At 51.1% G+C, this 21075-nt stretch carries 21 protein-coding genes; 17 read left to right on the top strand and 4 right to left on the bottom strand.

Features of this window, described 5'->3' with window-relative positions; genetic code table 11:
• The first annotated feature begins 11 nt into the window (after positions 1 to 11).
• The 9 genes from AB1K62_RS09545 (at position 12) to AB1K62_RS09585 (ending at position 10545) form a co-directional block, all read left to right on the top strand.
• On the top strand, positions 12 to 1583 hold the full coding sequence (locus tag AB1K62_RS09545; RefSeq protein WP_367003258.1) for a class I adenylate-forming enzyme family protein: 1572 nt from the start codon (positions 12 to 14) through the stop codon (positions 1581 to 1583).
• 101 nt (positions 1584 to 1684) lie between these two features.
• Positions 1685 to 3244 carry a glutamine-hydrolyzing GMP synthase gene (gene guaA / locus AB1K62_RS09550; protein WP_367003259.1) on the top strand — a complete coding sequence of 520 codons (1560 nt, stop codon included), beginning with the start codon at positions 1685 to 1687 and terminating at the stop codon, positions 3242 to 3244.
• 134 nt (positions 3245 to 3378) lie between these two features.
• Positions 3379 to 4386 (top strand): NAD(P)-dependent alcohol dehydrogenase, encoded by a 1008-nt coding sequence (locus AB1K62_RS09555; protein WP_367003260.1) that lies wholly within the window; start codon positions 3379 to 3381, stop codon positions 4384 to 4386.
• A gap of 223 nt (positions 4387 to 4609) precedes the next feature.
• Positions 4610 to 4960 carry an ArsC family reductase gene (locus tag AB1K62_RS09560; protein ID WP_367003358.1) on the top strand — a complete coding sequence of 117 codons (351 nt, stop codon included), beginning with the start codon at positions 4610 to 4612 and terminating at the stop codon, positions 4958 to 4960.
• Positions 4961 to 5390: 430 nt separating this feature from the next.
• Positions 5391 to 6263, top strand: coding sequence for a 3-methyl-2-oxobutanoate hydroxymethyltransferase (panB, locus tag AB1K62_RS09565; protein WP_367003262.1), 873 nt, complete (start codon positions 5391 to 5393; stop codon positions 6261 to 6263).
• A gap of 153 nt (positions 6264 to 6416) precedes the next feature.
• Positions 6417 to 7199, top strand: a complete 783-nt coding sequence (locus AB1K62_RS09570; RefSeq protein WP_367003263.1) for a tetratricopeptide repeat protein — start codon at positions 6417 to 6419, stop codon at positions 7197 to 7199.
• Positions 7199 to 8542 (top strand): PQQ-binding-like beta-propeller repeat protein, encoded by a 1344-nt coding sequence (locus AB1K62_RS09575; protein WP_367003264.1) that lies wholly within the window; start codon positions 7199 to 7201, stop codon positions 8540 to 8542. The genes AB1K62_RS09570 and AB1K62_RS09575 overlap by 1 nt, the downstream gene beginning before the upstream one ends.
• A gap of 32 nt (positions 8543 to 8574) precedes the next feature.
• On the top strand, positions 8575 to 9966 hold the full coding sequence (gene der / locus AB1K62_RS09580; protein WP_367003265.1) for a ribosome biogenesis GTPase Der: 1392 nt from the start codon (positions 8575 to 8577) through the stop codon (positions 9964 to 9966).
• 135 nt (positions 9967 to 10101) lie between these two features.
• On the top strand, positions 10102 to 10545 hold the full coding sequence (locus AB1K62_RS09585) for an Hpt domain-containing protein (protein ID WP_367003266.1): 444 nt from the start codon (positions 10102 to 10104) through the stop codon (positions 10543 to 10545).
• Positions 10546 to 10579: 34 nt separating this feature from the next.
• On the opposite strand, the gene bfr is transcribed toward AB1K62_RS09585, so the two are convergent.
• The 3 genes from bfr to AB1K62_RS09600 all read right to left on the bottom strand — a co-directional run bounded on the left by bfr (position 10580) and on the right by AB1K62_RS09600 (position 12658).
• Positions 10580 to 11056, bottom strand: coding sequence for a bacterioferritin (gene bfr, locus AB1K62_RS09590; protein ID WP_367003268.1), 477 nt, complete (start codon positions 11054 to 11056; stop codon positions 10580 to 10582).
• A 117-nt stretch (positions 11057 to 11173) separates the two neighbouring features.
• The gene (locus AB1K62_RS09595) at positions 11174 to 11344 is read right to left on the bottom strand and encodes a (2Fe-2S)-binding protein (protein WP_367003270.1); all 171 of its coding nucleotides are present in this window, start codon (positions 11342 to 11344) and stop codon (positions 11174 to 11176) included.
• A gap of 72 nt (positions 11345 to 11416) precedes the next feature.
• On the bottom strand, positions 11417 to 12658 hold the full coding sequence (locus tag AB1K62_RS09600; RefSeq protein ID WP_367003271.1) for a DUF418 domain-containing protein: 1242 nt from the start codon (positions 12656 to 12658) through the stop codon (positions 11417 to 11419).
• A 289-nt stretch (positions 12659 to 12947) separates the two neighbouring features.
• On the opposite strand from AB1K62_RS09600, the gene AB1K62_RS09605 reads away from it, so the two are divergent.
• Positions 12948 to 13751, top strand: coding sequence for a Coq4 family protein (locus AB1K62_RS09605; protein ID WP_367003272.1), 804 nt, complete (start codon positions 12948 to 12950; stop codon positions 13749 to 13751).
• Between the two features lie 112 nt (positions 13752 to 13863).
• Here AB1K62_RS09605 and purL read toward each other — a convergent pair whose 3' ends face one another.
• Positions 13864 to 16074, bottom strand: a complete 2211-nt coding sequence (purL, locus tag AB1K62_RS09610) for a phosphoribosylformylglycinamidine synthase subunit PurL (RefSeq protein WP_367003273.1) — start codon at positions 16072 to 16074, stop codon at positions 13864 to 13866.
• Positions 16075 to 16304: 230 nt separating this feature from the next.
• Here purL and AB1K62_RS09615 point away from each other — a divergent pair, with 230 nt between their 5' ends.
• The 7 genes from AB1K62_RS09615 to queA all read left to right on the top strand — a co-directional run bounded on the left by AB1K62_RS09615 (position 16305) and on the right by queA (position 21048).
• A complete protein-coding gene (locus AB1K62_RS09615) occupies positions 16305 to 16904 on the top strand; it encodes a 2-hydroxychromene-2-carboxylate isomerase (protein WP_367003275.1) in 600 nt (199 codons plus the stop codon).
• Positions 16905 to 16964: 60 nt separating this feature from the next.
• Positions 16965 to 17144 (top strand): DUF1289 domain-containing protein, encoded by a 180-nt coding sequence (locus tag AB1K62_RS09620; protein WP_367003360.1) that lies wholly within the window; start codon positions 16965 to 16967, stop codon positions 17142 to 17144.
• 303 nt (positions 17145 to 17447) lie between these two features.
• On the top strand, positions 17448 to 17723 hold the full coding sequence (locus tag AB1K62_RS09625) for an exodeoxyribonuclease VII small subunit (RefSeq protein ID WP_367003277.1): 276 nt from the start codon (positions 17448 to 17450) through the stop codon (positions 17721 to 17723).
• A 2-nt stretch (positions 17724 to 17725) separates the two neighbouring features.
• Positions 17726 to 18628 carry a polyprenyl synthetase family protein gene (locus AB1K62_RS09630; protein WP_367003278.1) on the top strand — a complete coding sequence of 301 codons (903 nt, stop codon included), beginning with the start codon at positions 17726 to 17728 and terminating at the stop codon, positions 18626 to 18628.
• 41 nt (positions 18629 to 18669) lie between these two features.
• Positions 18670 to 19173, top strand: coding sequence for a pantetheine-phosphate adenylyltransferase (gene coaD, locus AB1K62_RS09635; RefSeq protein ID WP_367003280.1), 504 nt, complete (start codon positions 18670 to 18672; stop codon positions 19171 to 19173).
• Between the two features lie 173 nt (positions 19174 to 19346).
• The gene (locus tag AB1K62_RS09640; protein WP_367003281.1) at positions 19347 to 20015 is read left to right on the top strand and encodes a peptidylprolyl isomerase; all 669 of its coding nucleotides are present in this window, start codon (positions 19347 to 19349) and stop codon (positions 20013 to 20015) included.
• Between the two features lie 4 nt (positions 20016 to 20019).
• On the top strand, positions 20020 to 21048 hold the full coding sequence (gene queA, locus AB1K62_RS09645; protein ID WP_367003282.1) for a tRNA preQ1(34) S-adenosylmethionine ribosyltransferase-isomerase QueA: 1029 nt from the start codon (positions 20020 to 20022) through the stop codon (positions 21046 to 21048).
• Positions 21049 to 21075: the final 27 nt, after the last annotated feature.

A 21075-nucleotide genomic window follows, 5' to 3' on the forward strand; every position in this document is an offset into this window, starting at 1 on the left:
AAAATTGTCACATGAGCCTGAACCCCGTCACTTATCTTGAACAACCCTTCGGACATTTTGCCGACCTTATCAACGCCCATGCCGTCAATCAGCCTGACCGGGTTGCGCTGGATGATGGTGAAGAAAAATTGACATGGGCACAGACAGCCCAATTGGTAAACCGCGTCGCGGCGCAGCTTCAGGCCGACGGGCTTGAAAAAGGGCAGGCGGTATCGATTCTTGGCACAACGACAATTCATTATGCGGTTGCCTATCTTGGCGCCATTGCAGCAGGCGGTTGTGCGGCGCCGTTAACGACCTCGGCCACCCCCAAACAGCTTGCTAATATGATGGCTGACAGCGGAGCCATGCATTTATTTGTCGACAGCGCGAAGCGAGCGGAGTTGATTGACAGCGGGATCAGCCTGCCGCCGCTCAAACATGTCATGCTGGACGTGGCAGAGAAAGACGCGCCGGTGATGCAAGACTGGATGGCCGGGGAAGGCGCTATGCCAAAAGATATGGGCGCTGGTCCGAAAGACCCGTTCAATATCATCTATTCCAGTGGCACGACCGGCACGCCGAAAGGGATTGTGCACAGCCGCCAGATGCGCTGGTATCAAATAGCCGTGGGCGAGAATACGGGATATGGCAAGCCGGGTCAGGTGTCGCTGTTATCCACTCCACTCTATTCCAACACGACACTTGCGGTTTTTCTGCCCACTATGGCTTATGGCGGGACGGCTGTTCTCATGCGAAAATTTGATTGCCGGAAATGGCTGGAACTGGCGCAGGAAAACCGCGCGAGCCACACAATGCTGGTTCCCGTGCAATATCAACGGCTGATGGATTTTGAAGATTTTGACGATTATGATTTGAGCAGCTTTACCCATAAATATTGCACTAGCGCACCATTTTCCGCCGAATTAAAGGCTGAAGTGTTAAAACGTATGCCCGGCGGTTTGATTGAAGTCTATTCGATGACCGAAGGCGGCGTGGTGTGCCTTTTGCTAGCGCACGCGCATCCGGACAAATTGCACACTGTCGGCATCCCATGGGGTGGCAGCGAAGTGATTACGGTAGACGAAGACCTGAATCGCTTGCCGCCCGGTGAAATGGGCGAATTGGTCGGGCGCTCGCAAACGATGATGAGCGGCTATCAAAATCAGCCGGAAAAAACCGCCCAGGCAAGCTGGTATGACGAAAATGGTGACCGTTGGCAACGGATGGGCGATATTGGCAAAGTCGATGAAGACGGCTTTGTCACCCTGATGGGCCGATCAAAGGACATGATTATTTCAGGCGGTTTCAATATTTATCCACGCGATCTGGAAGAGGCATTGATGGCGCAGCCAGATGTTGCTGATGCGGCGGTAGTTGGTATCGCGTCCCGGCAATGGGGAGAGACACCGGCTGGATTTGTAGTGGCAGAAGAAGGCGCCTCGCTGGATCTGGAAGCCTTGAAAACAGCGACCAATGAACAGCTTGGCAAGACGCAGCGCCTTTCCGAGCTTCATCTGATTGACGAATTGCCGCGCAGCCATATCGGTAAAATATTAAAAACCGAATTGCGGGAGATGATCGAACCGCAAGCGGCAAAATAACGCTGCTGATCACGTCCGGGGAGTTTTGAGAGCAAGGATTCTGCCATTCTAGGCTATAGAGTCTATAGACTCTTTCCGCGCGTCAGATTAAGCGCTTATCCATGTCCATAGCTCATGAAGAAACCATCCTGATCGTTGATTTTGGCTCTCAGGTCACGCAACTTATTGCCCGCCGGGTCCGTGAGGCGGGAGTCTATTCAGAGATCGCCCCGTTTAACAATGCCCAAGAGGCGTTTGAACGGATGAAGCCCAAGGGGATCATCCTCTCCGGTGGCCCCGCAAGCGTCACAGAAGACGGCAGCCCGCGTATTCCGCAGGCGTTTCTGGATGCCGGTATTCCTGTGCTTGGTATCTGTTACGGTCAACAGGTAATGACCACGCAATTGGGCGGTCAGGTGCAGGGCGGCGAAAGCGGCGAGTTTGGCCGTGCCTTTATCGAGATTTCGGAAAGCTGCGTATTGTTCGACGGCTTGTGGAAAGTCGGTGAAAAGCATCAGGTGTGGATGAGCCACGGCGACAAGGTAACAGAATTTGCCCCCGGTTTCCGTATCGTCGCAACTACCGAAGGCGCACCCTTTGCGATTATCGCGGATGACGAGAAACGCTTTTATGGCATGCAATTCCATCCCGAGGTTGTGCACACGCCCGATGGTGGCCGTTTGATCGCCAATTTTGTCCGTCATGTTTGCGGCTGTTCCGGCGACTGGACAATGGCCGAGTTCAAAGAAGCCAAGATCAAGGAAATTCGCGAACAGGTTGGCGACAGCAAAGTCATCTGCGCGCTTTCCGGCGGCGTTGACAGCGCAGTTGCGGCAGTGCTGATTCACGAAGCAATTGGCGATCAACTTACCTGCGTTTTTGTGGATCACGGCCTGATGCGGATGGGTGAAGCGGATCAGGTAGTCAGTCTGTTCAAAGGCCATTATAATATACCGCTGGTCAATCTGAACGTAGAAACCTTGTTCATGAACGGCCTGAAAGGTGAGACAGACCCCGAAAAGAAACGCAAATTCATTGGCAAGACCTTCATTGATGTGTTTGAGATTGAAGCAAAAAATGTCGGGGGTGCTGATTTTCTTGCACAAGGGACACTTTATCCCGATGTGATCGAAAGCGTCAGCTTTACCGGCGGGCCGAGTGTCACGATAAAATCGCACCATAATGTCGGTGGTCTTCCCGAACGCATGAATATGAAGCTGGTCGAGCCATTGCGCGAATTGTTCAAGGATGAGGTCCGTGAGTTGGGCCGCGAGCTTGGTTTGCCAGAGATTTTCGTTGGTCGCCACCCGTTTCCCGGCCCCGGCCTTGCCATCCGTATACCCGGAGAAGTGACCAAGGAACGTTGCGATATCTTGCGTAAAGCGGATGCTATCTATCTGGAAGAAATCAGAAACGCTGGCTTATATGATGCAATCTGGCAGGCTTTTGCAGTGCTGCTTCCGGTTAAAACAGTCGGCGTGATGGGCGACCACCGCACTTATGACAATGTCTGTGGCCTGCGCGCCGTGACCAGCACAGATGGCATGACCGCCGATGTTTACCCGTTTGACGCCAGCTTCCTGACCCGTGTTTCGACCCGGATTGTCAACGAAGTGAAGGGCATTAACCGGGTGGTCTATGATTATACCAGCAAGCCGCCGGGCACGATTGAGTGGGAATAAAGCTGGTTGGTCTGCTGATAACTCTCTGGTAACTCGTAACGTTGAACTTGTTTCATCACCTCTTTTAGGCAAATATGTCATATTGACATACATAAGTTCGGGTTCACCGAACGGAAAGCCTTTAGGAGAAACCCATGAAAGCCATTCAACTTCACGCACCTGCGTCGCTCGATAATCTCAAGCTCGTTGATATCTCTGATCCTGCGGCTCCCGGTACGGGGGAAATCTCGGTTCGGCTGCGGGCTTCGTCGCTCAACTATCATGATTATGCAGTGGTGAAGGGGATGATACCGACAGCCGAAAACCGGATTCCGATGTCCGATGGGGCAGGCGAAGTGACGGCGGTTGGCGAAGGGGTGAGCGAATTCAAGGTTGGCGATGCGGTTGTATCAACCTTTTTCCCTGACTGGATTGATGGCGCGCCGCCAGAGGGCGGTTTCAAACGGGTGCCCGGTGACGGGATTGACGGCTATGCCTGTGAACAAGCCGTTGGGCCGACGACTTCGTGGACACATGCGCCCAAGGGTTATAGCGCAGCGGAAGCGGCGACGCTGACCTGTGCAGGTCTTACTGCGTGGCGCGCACTGTTTGTTGATGGCTGCGTAAAGCCCGGTGACACAGTGTTGGTGCAAGGGACGGGCGGCGTGTCGATTTTTGCCCTGCAATTTGCCAAGGCGGCGGGCGCAAAAGTTATTGCTACATCCTCTTCGGATGAAAAACTGTCGCGGCTCAAGGAGTTGGGCGCGGACCATCTGATCAATTATAAAGAAGTTGAAGCATGGGGACCAAAAGTGCTTGAGCTTACTGGTGGGACGGGTGTCGATTGCGTGGTTGAAATTGGCGGACCGGGCACTCTTGACCAATCCATGATGGCAACGCGCATTGGCGGCCATATCGCCCTGATCGGCGTGTTGACCGGCTTTGCCGGGCCAGTGCAGACGGGGCTGTTAATGGGTAAAAACTTGCGGGTGCAGGGGCTGACCGTTGGTAGCCGGGCGCATCAACGTGATATGATTGCCGCCATTGAAAGTAATGGTATCAAACCTGTAATTGACAAGCATTTCCCGCTTGCCAAGCTGGCTGATGCTTTCCGGCATCAGGAATCAGGAGCGCATTTCGGTAAGATTGTCGTAGATATCTGATCGCTAATATTATCTCTGCTTGGTTAGCGGAGAAAGTGGCGTGACGATTTTAGTGCAATGCCCTGATAGGCTTTGCATGACGGGCGATTCTGGCGTATTCGGATTGGAACGAATATCAGCACAGTCCGGAGTTCCCCGTGTGACCGATGTCTCTCAAGTGACGTTTGTCTCTGGCCTGCTGCGTAGACTGAATAGGGTGAAGAAAATGAGTAACGAAACAAAAATGTATGGCATCTCCAATTGCGACACGATCAAAAAGGCGCGTAACTGGATGGAGAAAAACGGGATAAATTACGTTTTTCATGACTATAAAGTATCCGGGATTACCAAGGACAAGCTGGAAGAATGGGTGATGCAGGTCGGTTGGGAGCCATTGCTCAACAAGCGCGGTACGACCTTCAAAAAGCTGCCTGATATGGTGAAGGAAAATGTCAACGAAGACAGCGCGATCATGTTGATGCAGGAAAACCCCAGTATGATTAAACGGCCAGTGCTGGAACATGGTGATGAGCTGGTTGTCGGTTTCAAGGCGTCTGATTACGAGACAGCGGGACTGACTGCGCGTAACGGATAGGAGTATGGGCCGGTTTGATGGCGCGACGTTATTTCCTTTCCCTGCTCATGTTAATGGGAACGGCTGCTTGCAATATGCAAACGCGAAATGACGATAATCCTCAGCCGGCCATGCCGACATTAACCGGTGAGCGGCCCATCGTGTCGCCCATCGCGGGCTAGTGGTAATGTCATAGAATATACATTGGAGTCTTGTCAGCGGGGAATAGAGTTTGGCGCTGATTGAACCTTATCTGGTACTGACCAGTGACGCTGTTCTGGTTGCCCGGCATGAAAATGAAATTAGCGGAACAACCATGGCTGTGGATCAATTTTGGGCGGAATGAAACAGCAGAACCGAATTTGACGATTAATGTTTGACTTTACGCCCATATAACGGTGATTTCATGTTAGTGCGCTTTTAACGTTTCCTGGGAGCTAACAGAATATCCATGTCTACAACTTACACACTCGACACGTCTACAAGCCGTGCCAATCCGACACCACAGCCAATGAAACGGCTATCGGTTCCCAAAATACAGCGCCGCAAGGTTGATGGCGTTACATCGGAGCCTGTGGTCATGCTAACCGCCTATACTGCGCGTATGGCACAGTTACTGGACGCCCAATGTGACATGTTGCTGGTTGGTGATTCTCTGGCGCAGGTCATTTACGGTTTACCTTCCACAATCCCTGTGACCATGGAGATGATGTGCAATCACGGCGCTGCGGTTGTGCGGGGCAGCTATCACAGCGTTGTTGTCGTGGATATGCCGTTCGGCTCCTATGAAGCATCACCCCAGCATGCCTATGAAAATGCGGCGCGGATTCTGAAAGAAACCGGCGCAGCAGCCGTTAAGCTGGAAGGCGGTGAAGTCATGGCAGAAACTGTCCGGTTTCTGGTAGATCGCGGTATTCCCGTGGTCGGTCATGTGGGATTGACACCGCAGGCGATTAATGTGCTTGGCGGCTATGGCGCACGCGGACGCAGTGATGCAGAGGCCAAGAAAATTATCGGTGATGCTATCGCTCTTGATCAGGCAGGTGCCTTTGCGATTGTGCTAGAAGGCGTGTTGGAACCGATTGCAATCGAAGTAACGAATACGGTTGGTGCTATAACCATTGGTATCGGTGCTTCTGCAAAATGTGATGGGCAGGTGCTGGTTACGGAAGATATGCTGGGTATGTTTGAACGTACGGCACGTTTTGTGAAGCGTTATCACAATATTTCCGAAAATATTGAAAAGGCCGCCAGAGATTATGCTCATGAAGTGCGAAACCGCAGTTTTCCAGGGGCCGATCAACTTTATCAACCAAAGAAATAGCTGCCAAACATCAAAATAATAGGCTGTCGTTCAGCATTTGGAAATGGACGATATACTTGGACTTTTGACTGACCATCGGTAAAGGACACGCGACGGATTTTCGGAAAGCGTAATTATCTTTCCCAACAAGTTTAAATATTAAAGGAAGCTATTTTGGCCAAAGACGACAAAAATACGCCAGAAGAGAAGCCTGATCGTCAGGAACAGGTGTTCATGCGGGAAGTTGATGACGCCGTTCGTGAAGATGATCTCAAAAATTTCGGTCGCCGTTACGGGATATGGCTTGGTTTGGCTCTGGTTGCCGGTTTGGCTGCGCTAGCTGGCTGGATATTCTATAATAACAGTCTGAATGAAGAATCCGGACTACGCAGTGAGGAATATGTTGCCGCGATAGACAGCGTGAATCGGAATAATCTGGATGGCGCAGCAACCGCTTTGAAATCGCTCGAAGATGCGGATCAAAAGGGCTATCGCGCCGCAGCCAAAATGATGCAGGCCAATATTGCATTGGAAAAAGAAGATATAAAAGCTGCTGTTGCCGGTTATAAAGCGATTGTAGCTGATACAAATCTACCGCAACCTTTCCGCGATCTGGCGCTTATCCGGCAAACCGTAGCTGAATTTGACACGTTGAAACCAGAGCAGGTCGTTGACCGGCTAAAGCCGTTGGCGGTTCCCGGCAATCCATGGTTTGGTAGCGCTGGAGAAATGGTTGCACTATCTTATCTGAATATGGAAAAAAAGGATCTTGCAGGCCCGCTATTTGCTCAGCTTGCAAAGGATGATAGCGTTCCGCCAACGATCCGGTCGCGTGCATTGCAAATGGCCGGAATCCAAGGCATCGACGCTGTTGAACTTGACGATGATGAAATTAGTCCCGCTGCGAAGGCTGTAAGTTCAGCAGCTCCCGTAGCGAGTGAGGGAGAAACAGAGTAATGATTTCGGTTAAAAACAAGCAGGTCGCAAAGATTTGTGCTGGATTACTAACTGTTTCCTTTTTGTCAGCTTGTTCAATTCTGGGCGGTGGTGACAAGAAAAAAGATACGCCGACATTAGGTGAGCGCGTGAATATCCTGAGCGGGGAAAGCGGTGCAGAAGTTGATCCTGCTCTCGCTGGTATTTCTGTTGTCGTGCCAGCGCCTCGTGCCAATGCCGACTGGGCTCAGCCAGGCGGGAATGCTAGCAAGTCGATGGGACATTTGGCGCTTGGTTCTGCGTCTACGCGGGTATGGACAGCAGATATTAGCGGCACGACCAAGCGGGAACGGCTGGCGGCTGCTCCGGTCGTTGCAGACGGACGGCTTTATGTGATTGATACGCAAGCTATGGTTCATGCTTTTGACGCAAAGACCGGCGCTAAAATCTGGTCTACGCAGGTTGAAACGAAGAGCGATAGCAAGCCTTCGCGCTTTGGCGGCGGAGTGAGCGTTGCAGGTACAAAGGTTTTCGCCACCAATGGTGTTGGCGATGTTATGGCGTTGAATACAGCAGATGGCAGCCAAATATGGACTGTACGCCCAGCAGGCCCATTGCGCGGGGCGCCAACCCTTTCCAATGGCAATGTTTATGTAATGACCCAGGATAACCAGATATATGCACTGAGCCAGAATGACGGTTCTGTGCAATGGAATGAGGCTGGAACAGTCGGTCTGGCCGGTATCTTTGGTGTGGCAGCTCCCGCAGCGGCGCAGGGCACAGTTATCGCAGGCTATTCGTCCGGTGAGCTAACTGCTTATCGTTATGAAAATGGCCGAAATCTTTGGAGTGATGCGCTGGCGCGGACCAGTATTTCAACATCTGTGGCAACATTGTCAGACATTGATGCGGACCCGGTTATTGATCGTGGTCGTGTTTTTGCGCTAGGGCAGGGAGGCCGGATGGCGGCTTATGAACTGGTTACTGGGCAACGCATCTGGGAGCTGAACATTGCTGGCATTTCGACTCCTGTTGTTGCTGGAGAATGGGTGTTCGTCCTGACAGATGATGCCAAGCTATTAGCTATTGCTCGGCCTACTGGTAAGATTCGCTGGATCAGCCAGCTGGCGGCCTATCGCAACGTAGAGAAGAAGAAAAAACCAATCAGCTGGACTGGCCCGGTATTGGCTGGCAATCGTTTGATTGTGGCAAATACCGAGGGCAATGTTGTGTCGCTTTCTCTGGAAGAGGGCGTCAGCACCAATCTGACTGAATTGAAGGAGGGCGTGTCGTTGCCACCGGTTGTAGCAGACGGGATGCTCTATATACTGGACAATAGCGGGCGCATTTCCGCGTTCCGGTAAAGGTTCAACAATTAAGGAACGGAAACAGCAACATGCTGCCCAATATCGCAATTATCGGGCGCCCGAATGTTGGCAAGTCCACTCTTTTCAACCGGCTGGTTGGCAAAAAACTTGCCTTAGTTGACGACCGTCCCGGCGTTACACGCGACCGGAGGGAAGGTGCTGCTAATTTACTGGGGCTTGAATTTAATATAATTGATACCGCCGGCTATGAGGATGAAGACGCGAAAAGTCTTCCCGGCCGGATGCGGCGTCAAACAGAAATGGCGGTTGCCGAGTCCGAACTAGCTTTGTTCATCATTGACGGGCGGGCCGGCCTGACTCCACTGGATGAGGAAATCGCGCGCTGGCTACGTGGAGCAAAAAAACCGGTTGTTTTACTGGTCAACAAAGCAGAAGGAAAATCGGCGGAATCCGGCATTTTGGAAAGCTATGCGCTTGGCTTTGGCGATCCCATTCCTATCAGCGCAGAACATGGGGACGGGATTGCGGATCTGTTTCAGGTGCTTCGTCCTTATATTGAATCTTTTGAAGCCGCGGCAAAGGATGAACCGCTTGACGAAAGCGCGCCGTTGAAGCTGGCTATCGTCGGACGACCAAATGCAGGGAAATCCACACTGATTAACAAAATGCTGGATGAAGACCGTTTGATTACGGGTCCGGAAGCGGGGATCACCCGCGACAGCATATCGGTTGAGTGGGTTTGGCACGATGATGCTTTAAGCGAAGAGGATAAGCTGGACGGGGTTCATCCCGACCGCAAAGTCCGTTTGATCGATACAGCCGGTATGCGAAAGCGCGCCAAAGTAGACGACAAGCTAGAGAAACTGTCTGTTGCCGATGCCAAGCGGGCGATTGATTTTGCTGAAGTTGTGGTGCTTTTGCTGGATGCAACCAAGGGGCTTGAAGCCCAAGATCTGAGGATTGCTGACAAGGTCATACAAGAAGGGCGCTGTCTGGTCATTGCGATCAACAAATGGGATGTGGCAGAAGGGCCAAGCAAGCTGTTCAACGGTATTCGTAGCGCGCTGGATGATGGTTTGGCACAGGTGCGTGATGTTCCTTTGATCGCGGTTTCAGCGTTCACCGGCAAGGGCATAGATCAACTGATGAAAGCGGCGTTCAACACGCGGCGGGTCTGGTCACAGCGGGTCGCTACCGGAAAATTGAACCGCTGGTTTGAGGATGCTATCGAAGATAATCCGCCACCGGCGCCGGGCGGCAAGCGGATTAAGCTGCGCTATATTACGCAGGCGAAGACCAGACCACCATCTTTCGTGATTTTCGGAACGCGTGTCGATGACCTGCCCGAAAGCTATCGGCGCTATCTGATCAATGGTATCCGTCGCCAGCTTGGCTTTGGTGGGGTTCCGGTGCGGCTTATCATCCGCTCGCCCAAAAACCCTTTTCATGAAAAGGATTAATTTTCGCCCATGGCACGGTTACTCTTGTTACAATTGAGGATATTTTGATCCGGTAACAAAGCCTTTACGGTTTACGCGGTATTCTGGGGATTATGACCATTCCCTCAAATGCTCTTTTTACGAATAGATCATCTTGTGCAGCCTGATATCGCGCTGATTGATCGAGCAATTTATGGCGCAACACGGTCCACGCTTGGGCCCGATTTTGTTCGTATATTGGGATATTTCCGTGAGGATGGAGCGCAGTCGGTAGAAAATATTGAAACGGCTATGCGCGCCAGTGATGCTGCTGCAATGATAATGCCTGCTCATAGATTAAAGGGTGAATCCTTGCAATTCGGGGCCATGCGTTTAGCCGCTGTGACGGAGCGGATCGAGATGACAGCGCGTAAATGCGTGGAACAACAACAGGCACCCGACGAAATATTAGAGCAGGTGGGTGGTTTGCGTTCGCTATTCGAGGAGACTTTACCGATACTCGAATATGATTCCAGTCCGGTTGTGCGCCGTGAGTCCATGGAGCAATCCATGCCCGTCAAACGCCGCACAACCTTATTGGGTGGTATATTAGGCGGTTAGAGTGGCAACAGATAAAGTCATCGCCCAAGTCGCTTTATTCCGCCGATTCTGACTGTAACTGGATATAATTTTCGATACCCATACGTTCGATCATATCAAATTGTTTTTCCAGCGTATCAATATGATCTTCTTCACTTTCGAGGATCTCGGCAAGCAGTTCCCGTGTTACATAGTCACGGATTTTTTCACAATATTCGATACCATCCCTAAGCGGTGGCAGCGCTTCTTGTTCAAGTTCCAGATCGGCTTTGAGAATCTCTTCCACGGATTCACCGATCTTGATCCGGCCAAGCAACTGGAAATTTGGCAAACCGTCGAGGAACAAAATCCGCTCGGCCAGCTTGTCTGCATGCTTCATCTCGTCAATTGATTCTTCATACTCGAACTTAGCGAGTTTGCTGACGCCCCAGTTGTCGAGCATCTTGCTGTGCAGAAAATATTGGTTGATCGCAGTAAGTTCGTTTTTTAACGCTGCGTTCAAATATTCAATGACTTTGGCATCACCCTTCATGGCGTAATCCTTTTAATTAGGGGAACTATATGCAGAGAGATATACACCACAGAAGCCCGTTAGGGAAGGTCTGGCCCAGAAAAAGTCAAATATTTCAGTGAGTTTCTAACGATAATACTAAGCGCTTGCAACTTCACTTTCGATAATGCCTCGCGCATAAGAAAGACACTGACCGCATTTGGGTTTGCGTCCCAGCTTCGCATAAACCGCACTGGGCTTATCAGAACCGCTGCGTACTGCGGCACGCAGGTCTTTTTCTTTTATCGCATTGCAAACACAAACTACCATAGGTGCTCCTTATGCGATTCTTATATGGCTAATGAGAATAGATCGCAATAGCAAAAATACATCCTTTTGTATTTATTTGTATATTATCATTTTTTGCCTTTCGCCCCGCGCCAGTGAGCGCCAGAGCCATTCCAGCGGTCCGTAACGAAAACGAATCAGCCACGGCTTTGACCATAGCAGCATGATCGCCCATGTAATCAGCACCAATATAATCATCCAAATCCGCCCGATTGTGCCAAAAAGCCCAAGTCCCCAGCCATAAAACAGAAAGGTCATGATGATACTACTACCGAGATAATTTGAGAAAGCTGCCCGTCCCGCAGCGGCAACACGCTGTATTAGCGGGTGGGCGGAGAAACGCTGGATGAGATGTAAGAGCAGCGCCGTATAGCCCAAAGCCAACAGCAGACGCGGCAGGGTGGACCATGCCTGCGTGATGTTCATCATCAATATAATATCGAAACCCTTTACTACTGCTAGCCATGCCATAGCTACATAACTCAGCACGCCGATAGCCGTTGTCCATATTCCAATACGGATATAAGACTCGCCATGCCCGGTCAGAAATCCGGTTTTATATAATCCCATGCCGATCATCATAAGCGGAATGGTTTCAAACGGGGCGAGTAGCAGGTTCTCAAAAGGTATCAGCCGCTGGCTGGTCAGCTTTTCCATCAGTATCCCGATAAATGACCCCCTGTATAAGGCCGTTTCGTCGGCAAGTTCTTGGCGGGAAATAGCAAGATCATCAATCATAGCGGTGAAGCGATCAAGCACGTCTCGGCTTGCTCCCGGATGCATAGCTTCGTTTTGCAGCGATAGCATATCGGCCATACCGATAATCAGCAGTGCAGAGGCAATGACATAAGCGAGTATGCCACGCTTGATCAATATCTCCCCTGACCAGTCACGAAAGAGGAATATGACCCCGCCGGATACGGCATAGAGAAACAATATATCTCCCCACCACAAAAAGTAAAAATGGCAAAGGCCGAATATCGCCAACCAGAACATGCGCCAATTATGGACCCGCGCTGGCGATAATCCGGTAATTTCAGCGCGTTCAATGATCAACATCATGCTAGCCCCGAACAGCAGCGAGAAAATAGCCCGCATTTTGCCGTCGAAAAAGATGAACGAAATGATCCATGCTGCGACATCAGATGCGCTGCCGGATGTACCGATTGCCGGACTGAGAAAAGCCATTTCCGGAAATCCAAAGGCGACCACATTGACCCATAATATGCCCATGACCGCAAAGCCGCGCAGAGCATCAAGCGTGATATGGCGGGTGTGGCTGGTGGTCGCGTTCATCCGGTAACCCTGAATATGTTAGCTTTGAAAAAGTCGTGAAAATTGCACGAGGATTAAAACTGGTTCGCAAAAGTGTCATGCTATGAGGCTGTTATGACTGTGAAATAATATTCCAAAGTTCACACAAGTCACACCCTCTTTTTCTATCGCTTGCCCTCTTTGAGCGCTGCACTCTCACCCCTTATGCATAGGAGTTTGACCGCAGGTAGGAAAGCAAATAGCTACTATTGACACCAATGTTAATAGTAGCTATTATGGTTCCACTTATAATTATTAAAGTGATTCTGTGATGACGAATACGACCCAGTTTGCGTCCCCGGCGGACATGCCACTGCATAACCGCGATTTTGCCGCGCCCAAATTCCGTCCGATTAAGGCCTTTCGTCATTTCCGTAACCTGATCGCGGACAAGGAAGATACCGCCGAGGTATTCCACATTATCGAAGCACTGGCCGGTAAAGCCTTTGTTCGTAATGCCAAAGATTTTTTGAAAAGCCCCCATGCACAGGAATTGATGGAGCGTAATGTCGATCTTCCGGCTATGCTGGATAATCATGACAAATTGCGTGAGCTACCGGCAGATAGTCTGGGGCAGGCTTATGTCCGCTTTATGGAAAGAGAAGGTCTGACCGCTGCTGGGTTGGTGGCCGAGTCCGAAAGTCTTGGCACGGATAATCGAAAACGCAATGATATTACCGAATGGTTTGGCAACCGGATGCGCGACACGCATGATCTGCTTCATGTGCTGACCGGCTATGGCCGCGACGCGCTGGGCGAACAATGCGTATTGGGCTTTACCTATAGCCAGAACCCCAATCTGGGTATTTTGTTCATCGCCTATGCCGGTGCACTGGAAATGAAGAAGCAATCGCCATCCAATGCGCCAGTTCTACGCGCCGTCCGTGAAGGACAGCGTCTGGGCAAAGCCGCGAAACGCTTGGCTTATTATGATATCGAGAAAATACTCGCGATGCCCATTGGCGAAGCACGTGCGTTCCTGAATATTGGTAAGCCCACATATTATCAGCAAGCGCATCGGGCTTATGAAGCACAGGGCATTGATCCCTATAATCTGCTCGGCCAGCCTGCTTAATTAAAGCCCGGCCTGCCTAGTTAGCGTGTCTAATTAGCCTGCCGAATTGAGACATGGCCCCAATACCGTCATCTCCGCATAAGCGGAAACGACGGTTTTCAGTTACGAGACTTCAGGATTCCATCCAGTCGCGGAAGAAACTGTCACTGGCTTCGCGGATATCAGATAAAGCAACGGGACGCCCTTGAATATCCAACGCGTCGCCGCCTGTCGTACCTAGCCGCAACGCAGGAATACCTGCTGCTTGTATTCTGTCAGGATCGGCAGTGGTTATAACATAGCGGGCCTGATCTTCGCCAAATGCAGTCCTGTGATCGCTTAATTCTTCAAGCGTCGCGCCGATATTTCCGGCCAATGCCATTTCGGCAATAGCAACCAGCAAGCCGCCATCCGAAACATCATGAACCGCAGTGACATTGCCGTCATGAATCAGCCCGCGAACGAAATCGCCGTGGGTTTTTTCTAGCTGAAGGTCGACCGCAGGGGCTTCTCCGTCTTCAAGGCCATGTATTTCGCGTAGCCATGTTGACTGGCCCAGATGACCATCATTTTTGCCAATGACAAATATCGCTTCGCCTTCATTTTTGAAGCCGATTGTCATCATTTTATCAAGATCGTCCAGTAATCCTACGGCGCCAATGGCAGGCGTCGGTAAAATTGCGTGGCTTATGCCATCCGCGCCGGTGGTTTCGTTATACAGGCTGACGTTACCGGATACTATCGGCATGTCGAGCGCGATGCAGGCTTCTGCCATGCCTTCGATACAACCGACGAATTGCGCCATGATATGCGGTTTTTCTGGATTGCCGAAGTTCATGCAATCGGTCGTGGCTAGCGGCTTTGCGCCAACAGCGGTCAGATTGCGATAGCTTTCTGCAATGGCTTGCTTCCCGCCTTCGACCGGATCGGCCTTGCAATAGCGCGGTGTGCAATCGGTGGTAATCGCCAGACCTTTATTGGTTTCATGAACCCGAACGACAGCGGCATCTCCGCCAGAACGCTGAGCGGTGTTTGCGCCAACCTGACTGTCATATTGTTCCCAGATCCAGCGACGTGAAGCCAGAGCAGGGCTTGCCATCATTTTCAGCAAATCCGCGCCAAGGTCGCTGCTAGTCGGAACGTCATCCAGCGGCTTGATCGCAACATGCGCTTTATATTCTTCCTGGGTCATGTGCGGGCGGTCATAGAGCGGCGCATCATCGGCCAGTGGGCCAAGGGGAATATCGCACACGGTTTCGCCTTTATGCGTCAACACCATGCGGCGGGTGTCCGTCACTTCGCCAATGACAGCAAAATCCAGTTCCCATTTGGTGAAAATTGCCTCGGCCATTTTTTCGCGGCCCGGTTTCAGGACCATCAACATGCGTTCCTGACTTTCAGAAAGCATCATTTCATAGGCGGTCATCCCGGTCTCGCGGCAGGGCACTTTATCCATGTCGAGGATGATGCCAACCTCGCCATTGGTCGCCATTTCCACGCTGGAGCTGGTCAGTCCCGCTGCGCCCATATCCTGGATCGCGACAATCGCGTCGCTGGCCATGAGTTCCAGACACGCCTCGATCAACAGTTTCTCGGTGAACGGATCGCCAACCTGCACAGTGGGGCGCTTTTCATCGCTGTCATCGTCAAACTCTGCGCTGGCCATGGTTGCACCATGAATGCCGTCACGGCCTGTTTTGGAACCGACATAGACAATCGGGTTGCCAACACCGCTGGCGGCGGAATAGAAAATCTTATCCGCATCAGCGACGCCGACCGTCATAGCGTTGACAATGATATTGCCGTCATAAGCGGGGTGGAAATTGGTTTCGCCGCCGACAGTGGGTACGCCCACGCAGTTGCCATAGCCACCGATACCCGCAACCACACCTTTGACCAGATGCTTCATCTTTGGATGTTCGGGACGGCCAAAACGCAAAGCATTGAGATTTGCCACTGGCCGCGCGCCCATCGTGAATACGTCGCGCAAAATGCCTCCGACGCCGGTTGCTGCGCCCTGATAAGGTTCGATGTAAGACGGGTGGTTGTGGCTCTCCATCTTGAAGATCGCGGCCTGTCCGTCACCGATGTCGATGACGCCGGCATTCTCGCCGGGACCGCAAATGACTTGCGGGCCGGTTGTCGGCAGTTTTTTAAGATGCAGGCGGCTGGACTTATAAGAACAATGTTCCGACCACATGACCGAAAATATGCCAAGCTCGGTAATATTTGGTTCCCGGCCAAGGGCGTTGAGGATACGCTGATATTCTTCTTTGTTGAGGCCGTGCTCGGCAACAATCTCTGGAGTGATTTTTTCAGCGGTGCGTGAAGATGTTTTTGTCATGGCAACCCTTTAACGAGCCGACCCGATTCCGCCTAGTGCGAATTATCAGTTTAGCCCGTAATATTACAATTTTGCATGACATAATATCTATAGGGAACCCCGAAGGCGGAGGGCGATCGACGTTATAGTGAAAATAAGCAGTGCAAAGCCATCGAGAGAAGATGTAGCTTTTTGGTCACGCTGTAGAATATAGCTGACCAGATTTTACTAAACCAACAAGGATATCTCTTATGGGCAAGACTATTGAGCTTGTTTTCGATTTTGTCAGCCCCAATGCCTATTTGATCTGGCACCCGTTAAGGGAGCTGGCAAAAACATATGGTGCTAAAATCGAGGTGATACCGGTATTTCTTGGCGGGATGCATAAGCTCACAGGAAATGCTCCACCGTTTATCCGCGACGCAGAGATCAAAGGCAAAAACGCCTATGCGATGCTTGAGACACAGCGATTCATCGTCAAACATGGTTTGATCAAATGGCAGATGAACCCGCATTTCCCGTTTAACAGCATAGTTTTGCAACGCATGCTGGTCGCTATTGAGCCGCATAAACGCGCCGAGTTGGTTGAGACATTATTGCCTCCGATATGGGAAGATCAGCTGGATGTTACGGATACCAAAGCACTGGGCAAGATCCTTGATGATGGCGGTTTTGATGCGAAGGCTTTATTTGCCAAAAGTCAGGATCCGGCGGTGAAACAGGCGTTGATAGACAATGTGGAGACGGTAATTGAGCGTGGTGCATTTGGCATACCGACCGTCTATGTTGATGGCGAGATGTTCTTTGGTAAAGAGCGTTTGGGACAAATTGAGGAACAGCTTTCTTCATAAATCTGTTTATTTTCAATTTGTTAGATATATCCATCAATCCCTGATATGAATGACACCGATATGGAATCCCCCTGTAATAATATTTGCAAGATAGATCGCATAAGTGGATTTTGTATCGGCTGTGGGCGCAGTCTGGATGAAATCACGGAGTGGAGTTCTGCTCCTCCGGCCCGTCAGCAAAAGATATTGGTTCAGTTGCCTGAAAGAATACGCGTAATTGCAGCAAGAGCGAAACGGTAATTGCCCGCCTGATTGTTCAGGCAAATATTGGCGCCTGATTGTTCAGGCAAATATTGGCGCCTGATTGTTCAGGCAAATATTGGCGCCTGATTGTTCGATTATGTTTTAACGTGCGTGTTGCGCCGATGCTTTGGGATGAGTCGCGGCGATCAGGGCTGGCGCAAAATGTCCGATAAATATGGTTGTCTTTCCCCCTATTGATCTTTTTTACGTTCTTGTATCGGGTCAGAACCTACGCCTGATGTTTGAGAAAGACTTATCCGGCTCTTGACCGGAACCCAAAGCACCGTCATTGGAATGGGGATGAATGATAGCACCCAAAATAAATCAGGCGACACCGCCAATCAGGATTTTGCCAATCTGAACTTTGAAGATGCGTTGAAGCGTCTGGAAGAAATTGTCAGAAAGCTGGAAAGCGGAGATGTGCCGCTCGATCAATCAATCGCGCTCTATGAGCAGGGCGAAAAGCTTCGCGGATTATGCCAGAAACGCCTGGAAGATGCACAAGCCAAAATTGAAAGAATTACCCTCGACCGCAATGGTAAAGCCCAAGGCACAGCTGCCTTTGATGCGGATTGATAATGTCTGTCAGTATTAATTTTGAGCTGCAACAGGAAATGGCCCGTGTTTCTAGCGCCATTGACAAGCAGTTTGATCTTATACTGGCCGTTCCCGATGATGCGCGTGCACAGCTTTTTCAAACCATGCGCCATGCGGCCATTGGCGGTGGCAAAAGGTTGCGGCCATTATTAGTCATGGCGACATCGCGCCTGTTCAATGTTGATGACAGCTGCGCCCTGCGCGCGGCAACAGCGGTTGAGGCGCTCCATGTTTATTCGCTGATCCATGATGATTTACCATGTATGGATGATGACGATATGCGGCGCGGTAAACCCACAGCGCACAAGGCTTTTGGAGAAGCACAGGCGGTTCTTGCCGGGGATGCGCTTCATGCGCTGGCATTTGAATTATTGTCGGATGAGGACGCTCATAGAGATCCGTTTGTCAGGGCGGAGATGGTTGTATGTCTCGCTAAAGCAGCAGGATATTCGGGCATGGCGGGCGGTCAGATGATGGATCTGGTTGCAGAAACCGCGACATTTGATTTGGCGACTGTCACCAGATTACAGCAACTGAAAACCGGCGCGTTGATTAGCGCTTGTGTAGAAATTGGCGCCATATTGGGACGGGTTCCGGTTGAGGGGCGCAAGGGGCTGCGCGGTTACGCGCATGATCTTGGGCTTGCCTTTCAAATTGCCGACGACATTCTGGATGTCGAGGGGGATGAGGAGCTGGCCGGAAAGGCGCTGCACAAAGATGAAGCTGCCGGAAAGCAGACATTTTTAACCCTGATGGGTCTGGAACGTGCCAGGGAGCAGGCGCAAATGCTGGTCGATCAGGCCGTATCACATTTGAAAAGCTATGGCAGTGAAGCTGATTTGCTTCGCGCTATTGCTAAATTTGCGGTTCAGCGGAACCGATAATCTGAAATTAGGGCCGATATTATGGCTTGGGGAGGAATATTATGAAAGTTGGCGTCTATCCTGGGACTTTTGACCCCATTACGCTGGGGCATATGGACATCATTCAACGCGGAACGCGGCTAGTGGATAAGCTGGTCATTGGTGTTACGACCAATCCATCCAAATCACCGATGTTCTCGCTGGAAGAACGGTTGGCAATGGTGCGCCGTGAAACCGCCGATCTGGGCGATGCAGTTGAGGTGGTTGCCTTTAATGCGCTGCTGATGAAATTTGCCCAGAAACAAGGCGCCAGTGTCATCGTTCGCGGATTGCGCGCTGTTGCCGATTTTGAATATGAGTATCAAATGGCCGGAATGAACCAGCAACTGAATGACCAGATTGAAACAGTATTTTTGATGGCCGATGTTTCATTGCAGCCTATTGCATCCCGTTTGGTCAAGGAAATCGCGGTCTATGGCGGCGATATTCATAAATTTGTCTCGCCCCAAGTCCGTGACGAAGTGGTTAGCCGGGTTGCTGAAACAGGGTTGAAAGGCGAGCAATAGCAGCCATAATAAAATGCGAATAAGCACGTCATGTTCGTGATTGGACAAGCAGTTCATTGCAGCGAAAGCAAAACTCGTTCAATAAGCCGCGATATTGTAACCGGGCGCATTATGTAATCCGGAGGGCCATAGCTGCCGTCAGGATGACCAAAGAACAGGTGAGTAGTTGAACCATGCTAAGCAAATTGTTTATTTCTTTTTTCGCGGTCGCCATGATCAGTACCGGCGCAGTGGCGCAAGAACAAACCACGCCGGAAACACCGGCTCCTGCGGAAGTCCCTAAAGAAGAGAATATATTATATCTTGATCTTTCAACCGGCGGCCGCGTAGCAATTCAGCTGTATCCAGCCTTGGCTCCCAACCATGTTGAACGTATCAAAACGCTGACCCGGCAAGGGTTTTATGACGGGGTGATTTTTCACCGGGTCATTGAAGGCTTCATGGCCCAGACCGGCGATCCTACCGGCACGGGAATGGGTGGTTCGGAATTGCCGGACCTAAAAGCTGAATTTCATGCCTATCCCCACTTGAGAGGCGTAGTCTCGATGGCGCGCGCGCAAGGTGAGGACAGTGCAAATAGCCAGTTTTTCATCGTGTTTTATCCGCGATTTGCGCTGGATAAAAAATATACCGTTTTTGGCCGGGTTACCGATGGCATGCAATATGTCGATGCGATCAACCGCGGCGAACCGCCCGCAAATCCAAGCCGGATTCTTCAGGCATCAATTGCGGCTGACGGAAAAGCCCCGCCAGCACCGCGCAGCGTCGGCGTCTTATCTGAAGCAGGGGTTTCGGATGACAAGATAACAGTCGACGATCTGAACGCGCCAATAGAACAATAGGTCAATGCGTGTCGATCTTTTTGACTTTGCGCTACCGTCTGAAAATATTGCGCTAAGGCCCGCCGTTCCACGGGATAGTGCGCGGTTGCTTGGTGTTACGGGAGCAGGGCAGTTTTCCGATCATAAAGTGGGCGATCTGCCGCAGCTTTTATCCAGCAAGGATATATTGGTGTTTAATGATACCAAGGTGATTCCTGCCCAGTTGGAAGGCCGTCGTGGTGAAGCGAAAATTGGCGCAACATTGCATAAACGCGTGGACCTTAGGCGTTGGCAGGCTTTTATTCGCAATGCCAAGAGATTGAAAATTGATGATGTCGTCGATTTTGGCGAAAATGTTTTGGCACGGGCCGAAGAAAAATACGCCGATGGCAGCTTCCTTCTCCATTTCCTTGGGGATGAGCCGGTAGAAGTTTTGCTTGGCCGGGCAGGGACCATGCCGCTTCCCCCTTATATCGCTAGCAAACGGGACATTGATGCGCGTGATGCGGACGATTATCAGACAATGTTTGCGCGGGAAAAAGGCGCTGTGGCCGCGCCCACAGCTGCGCTGCATTTCACCGACAGGTTAATGGCGGCGCTTTCCGATGCCGGAATTGGTCAGGAGATTTTGACGCTACATGTCGGCGCGGGGACCTTCCTGCCAGTGAAAGTGGATGAAACCGATGACCATAAAATGCACAGCGAATGGGGGCGGATTGAACCGGCGGTTGCCGATCGCCTGAACCACGCGCGGCAAAATGGTGGCCGGGTCATTGCGGTCGGAACGACAAGCCTGCGCCTGCTGGAAAGCGCGACCGGCGATGACGGGATCATTCGACCGTTTGAGGGCGATACGGATATTTTTATCACGCCGGGTTATAAGTTCCGCGCTGTTGATGGATTGATGACCAATTTCCATCTGCCCAAATCCACTTTGTTCATGCTCGTCAGTGCGTTAATGGGCCTGCCGGTGATGCAGGAAGCCTATGCCCATGCGATTGCCAAGGGTTATCGGTTCTATAGCTATGGGGATTCCAGCTTGCTATTGCCCTGAAAAACCTTTTTTGGTGTTTGTTTCGCT

It is taken from the genome of Parasphingorhabdus sp. JC815 (genome assembly GCF_040717415.1).
Lineage (GTDB): Bacteria > Pseudomonadota > Alphaproteobacteria > Sphingomonadales > Sphingomonadaceae > Parasphingorhabdus.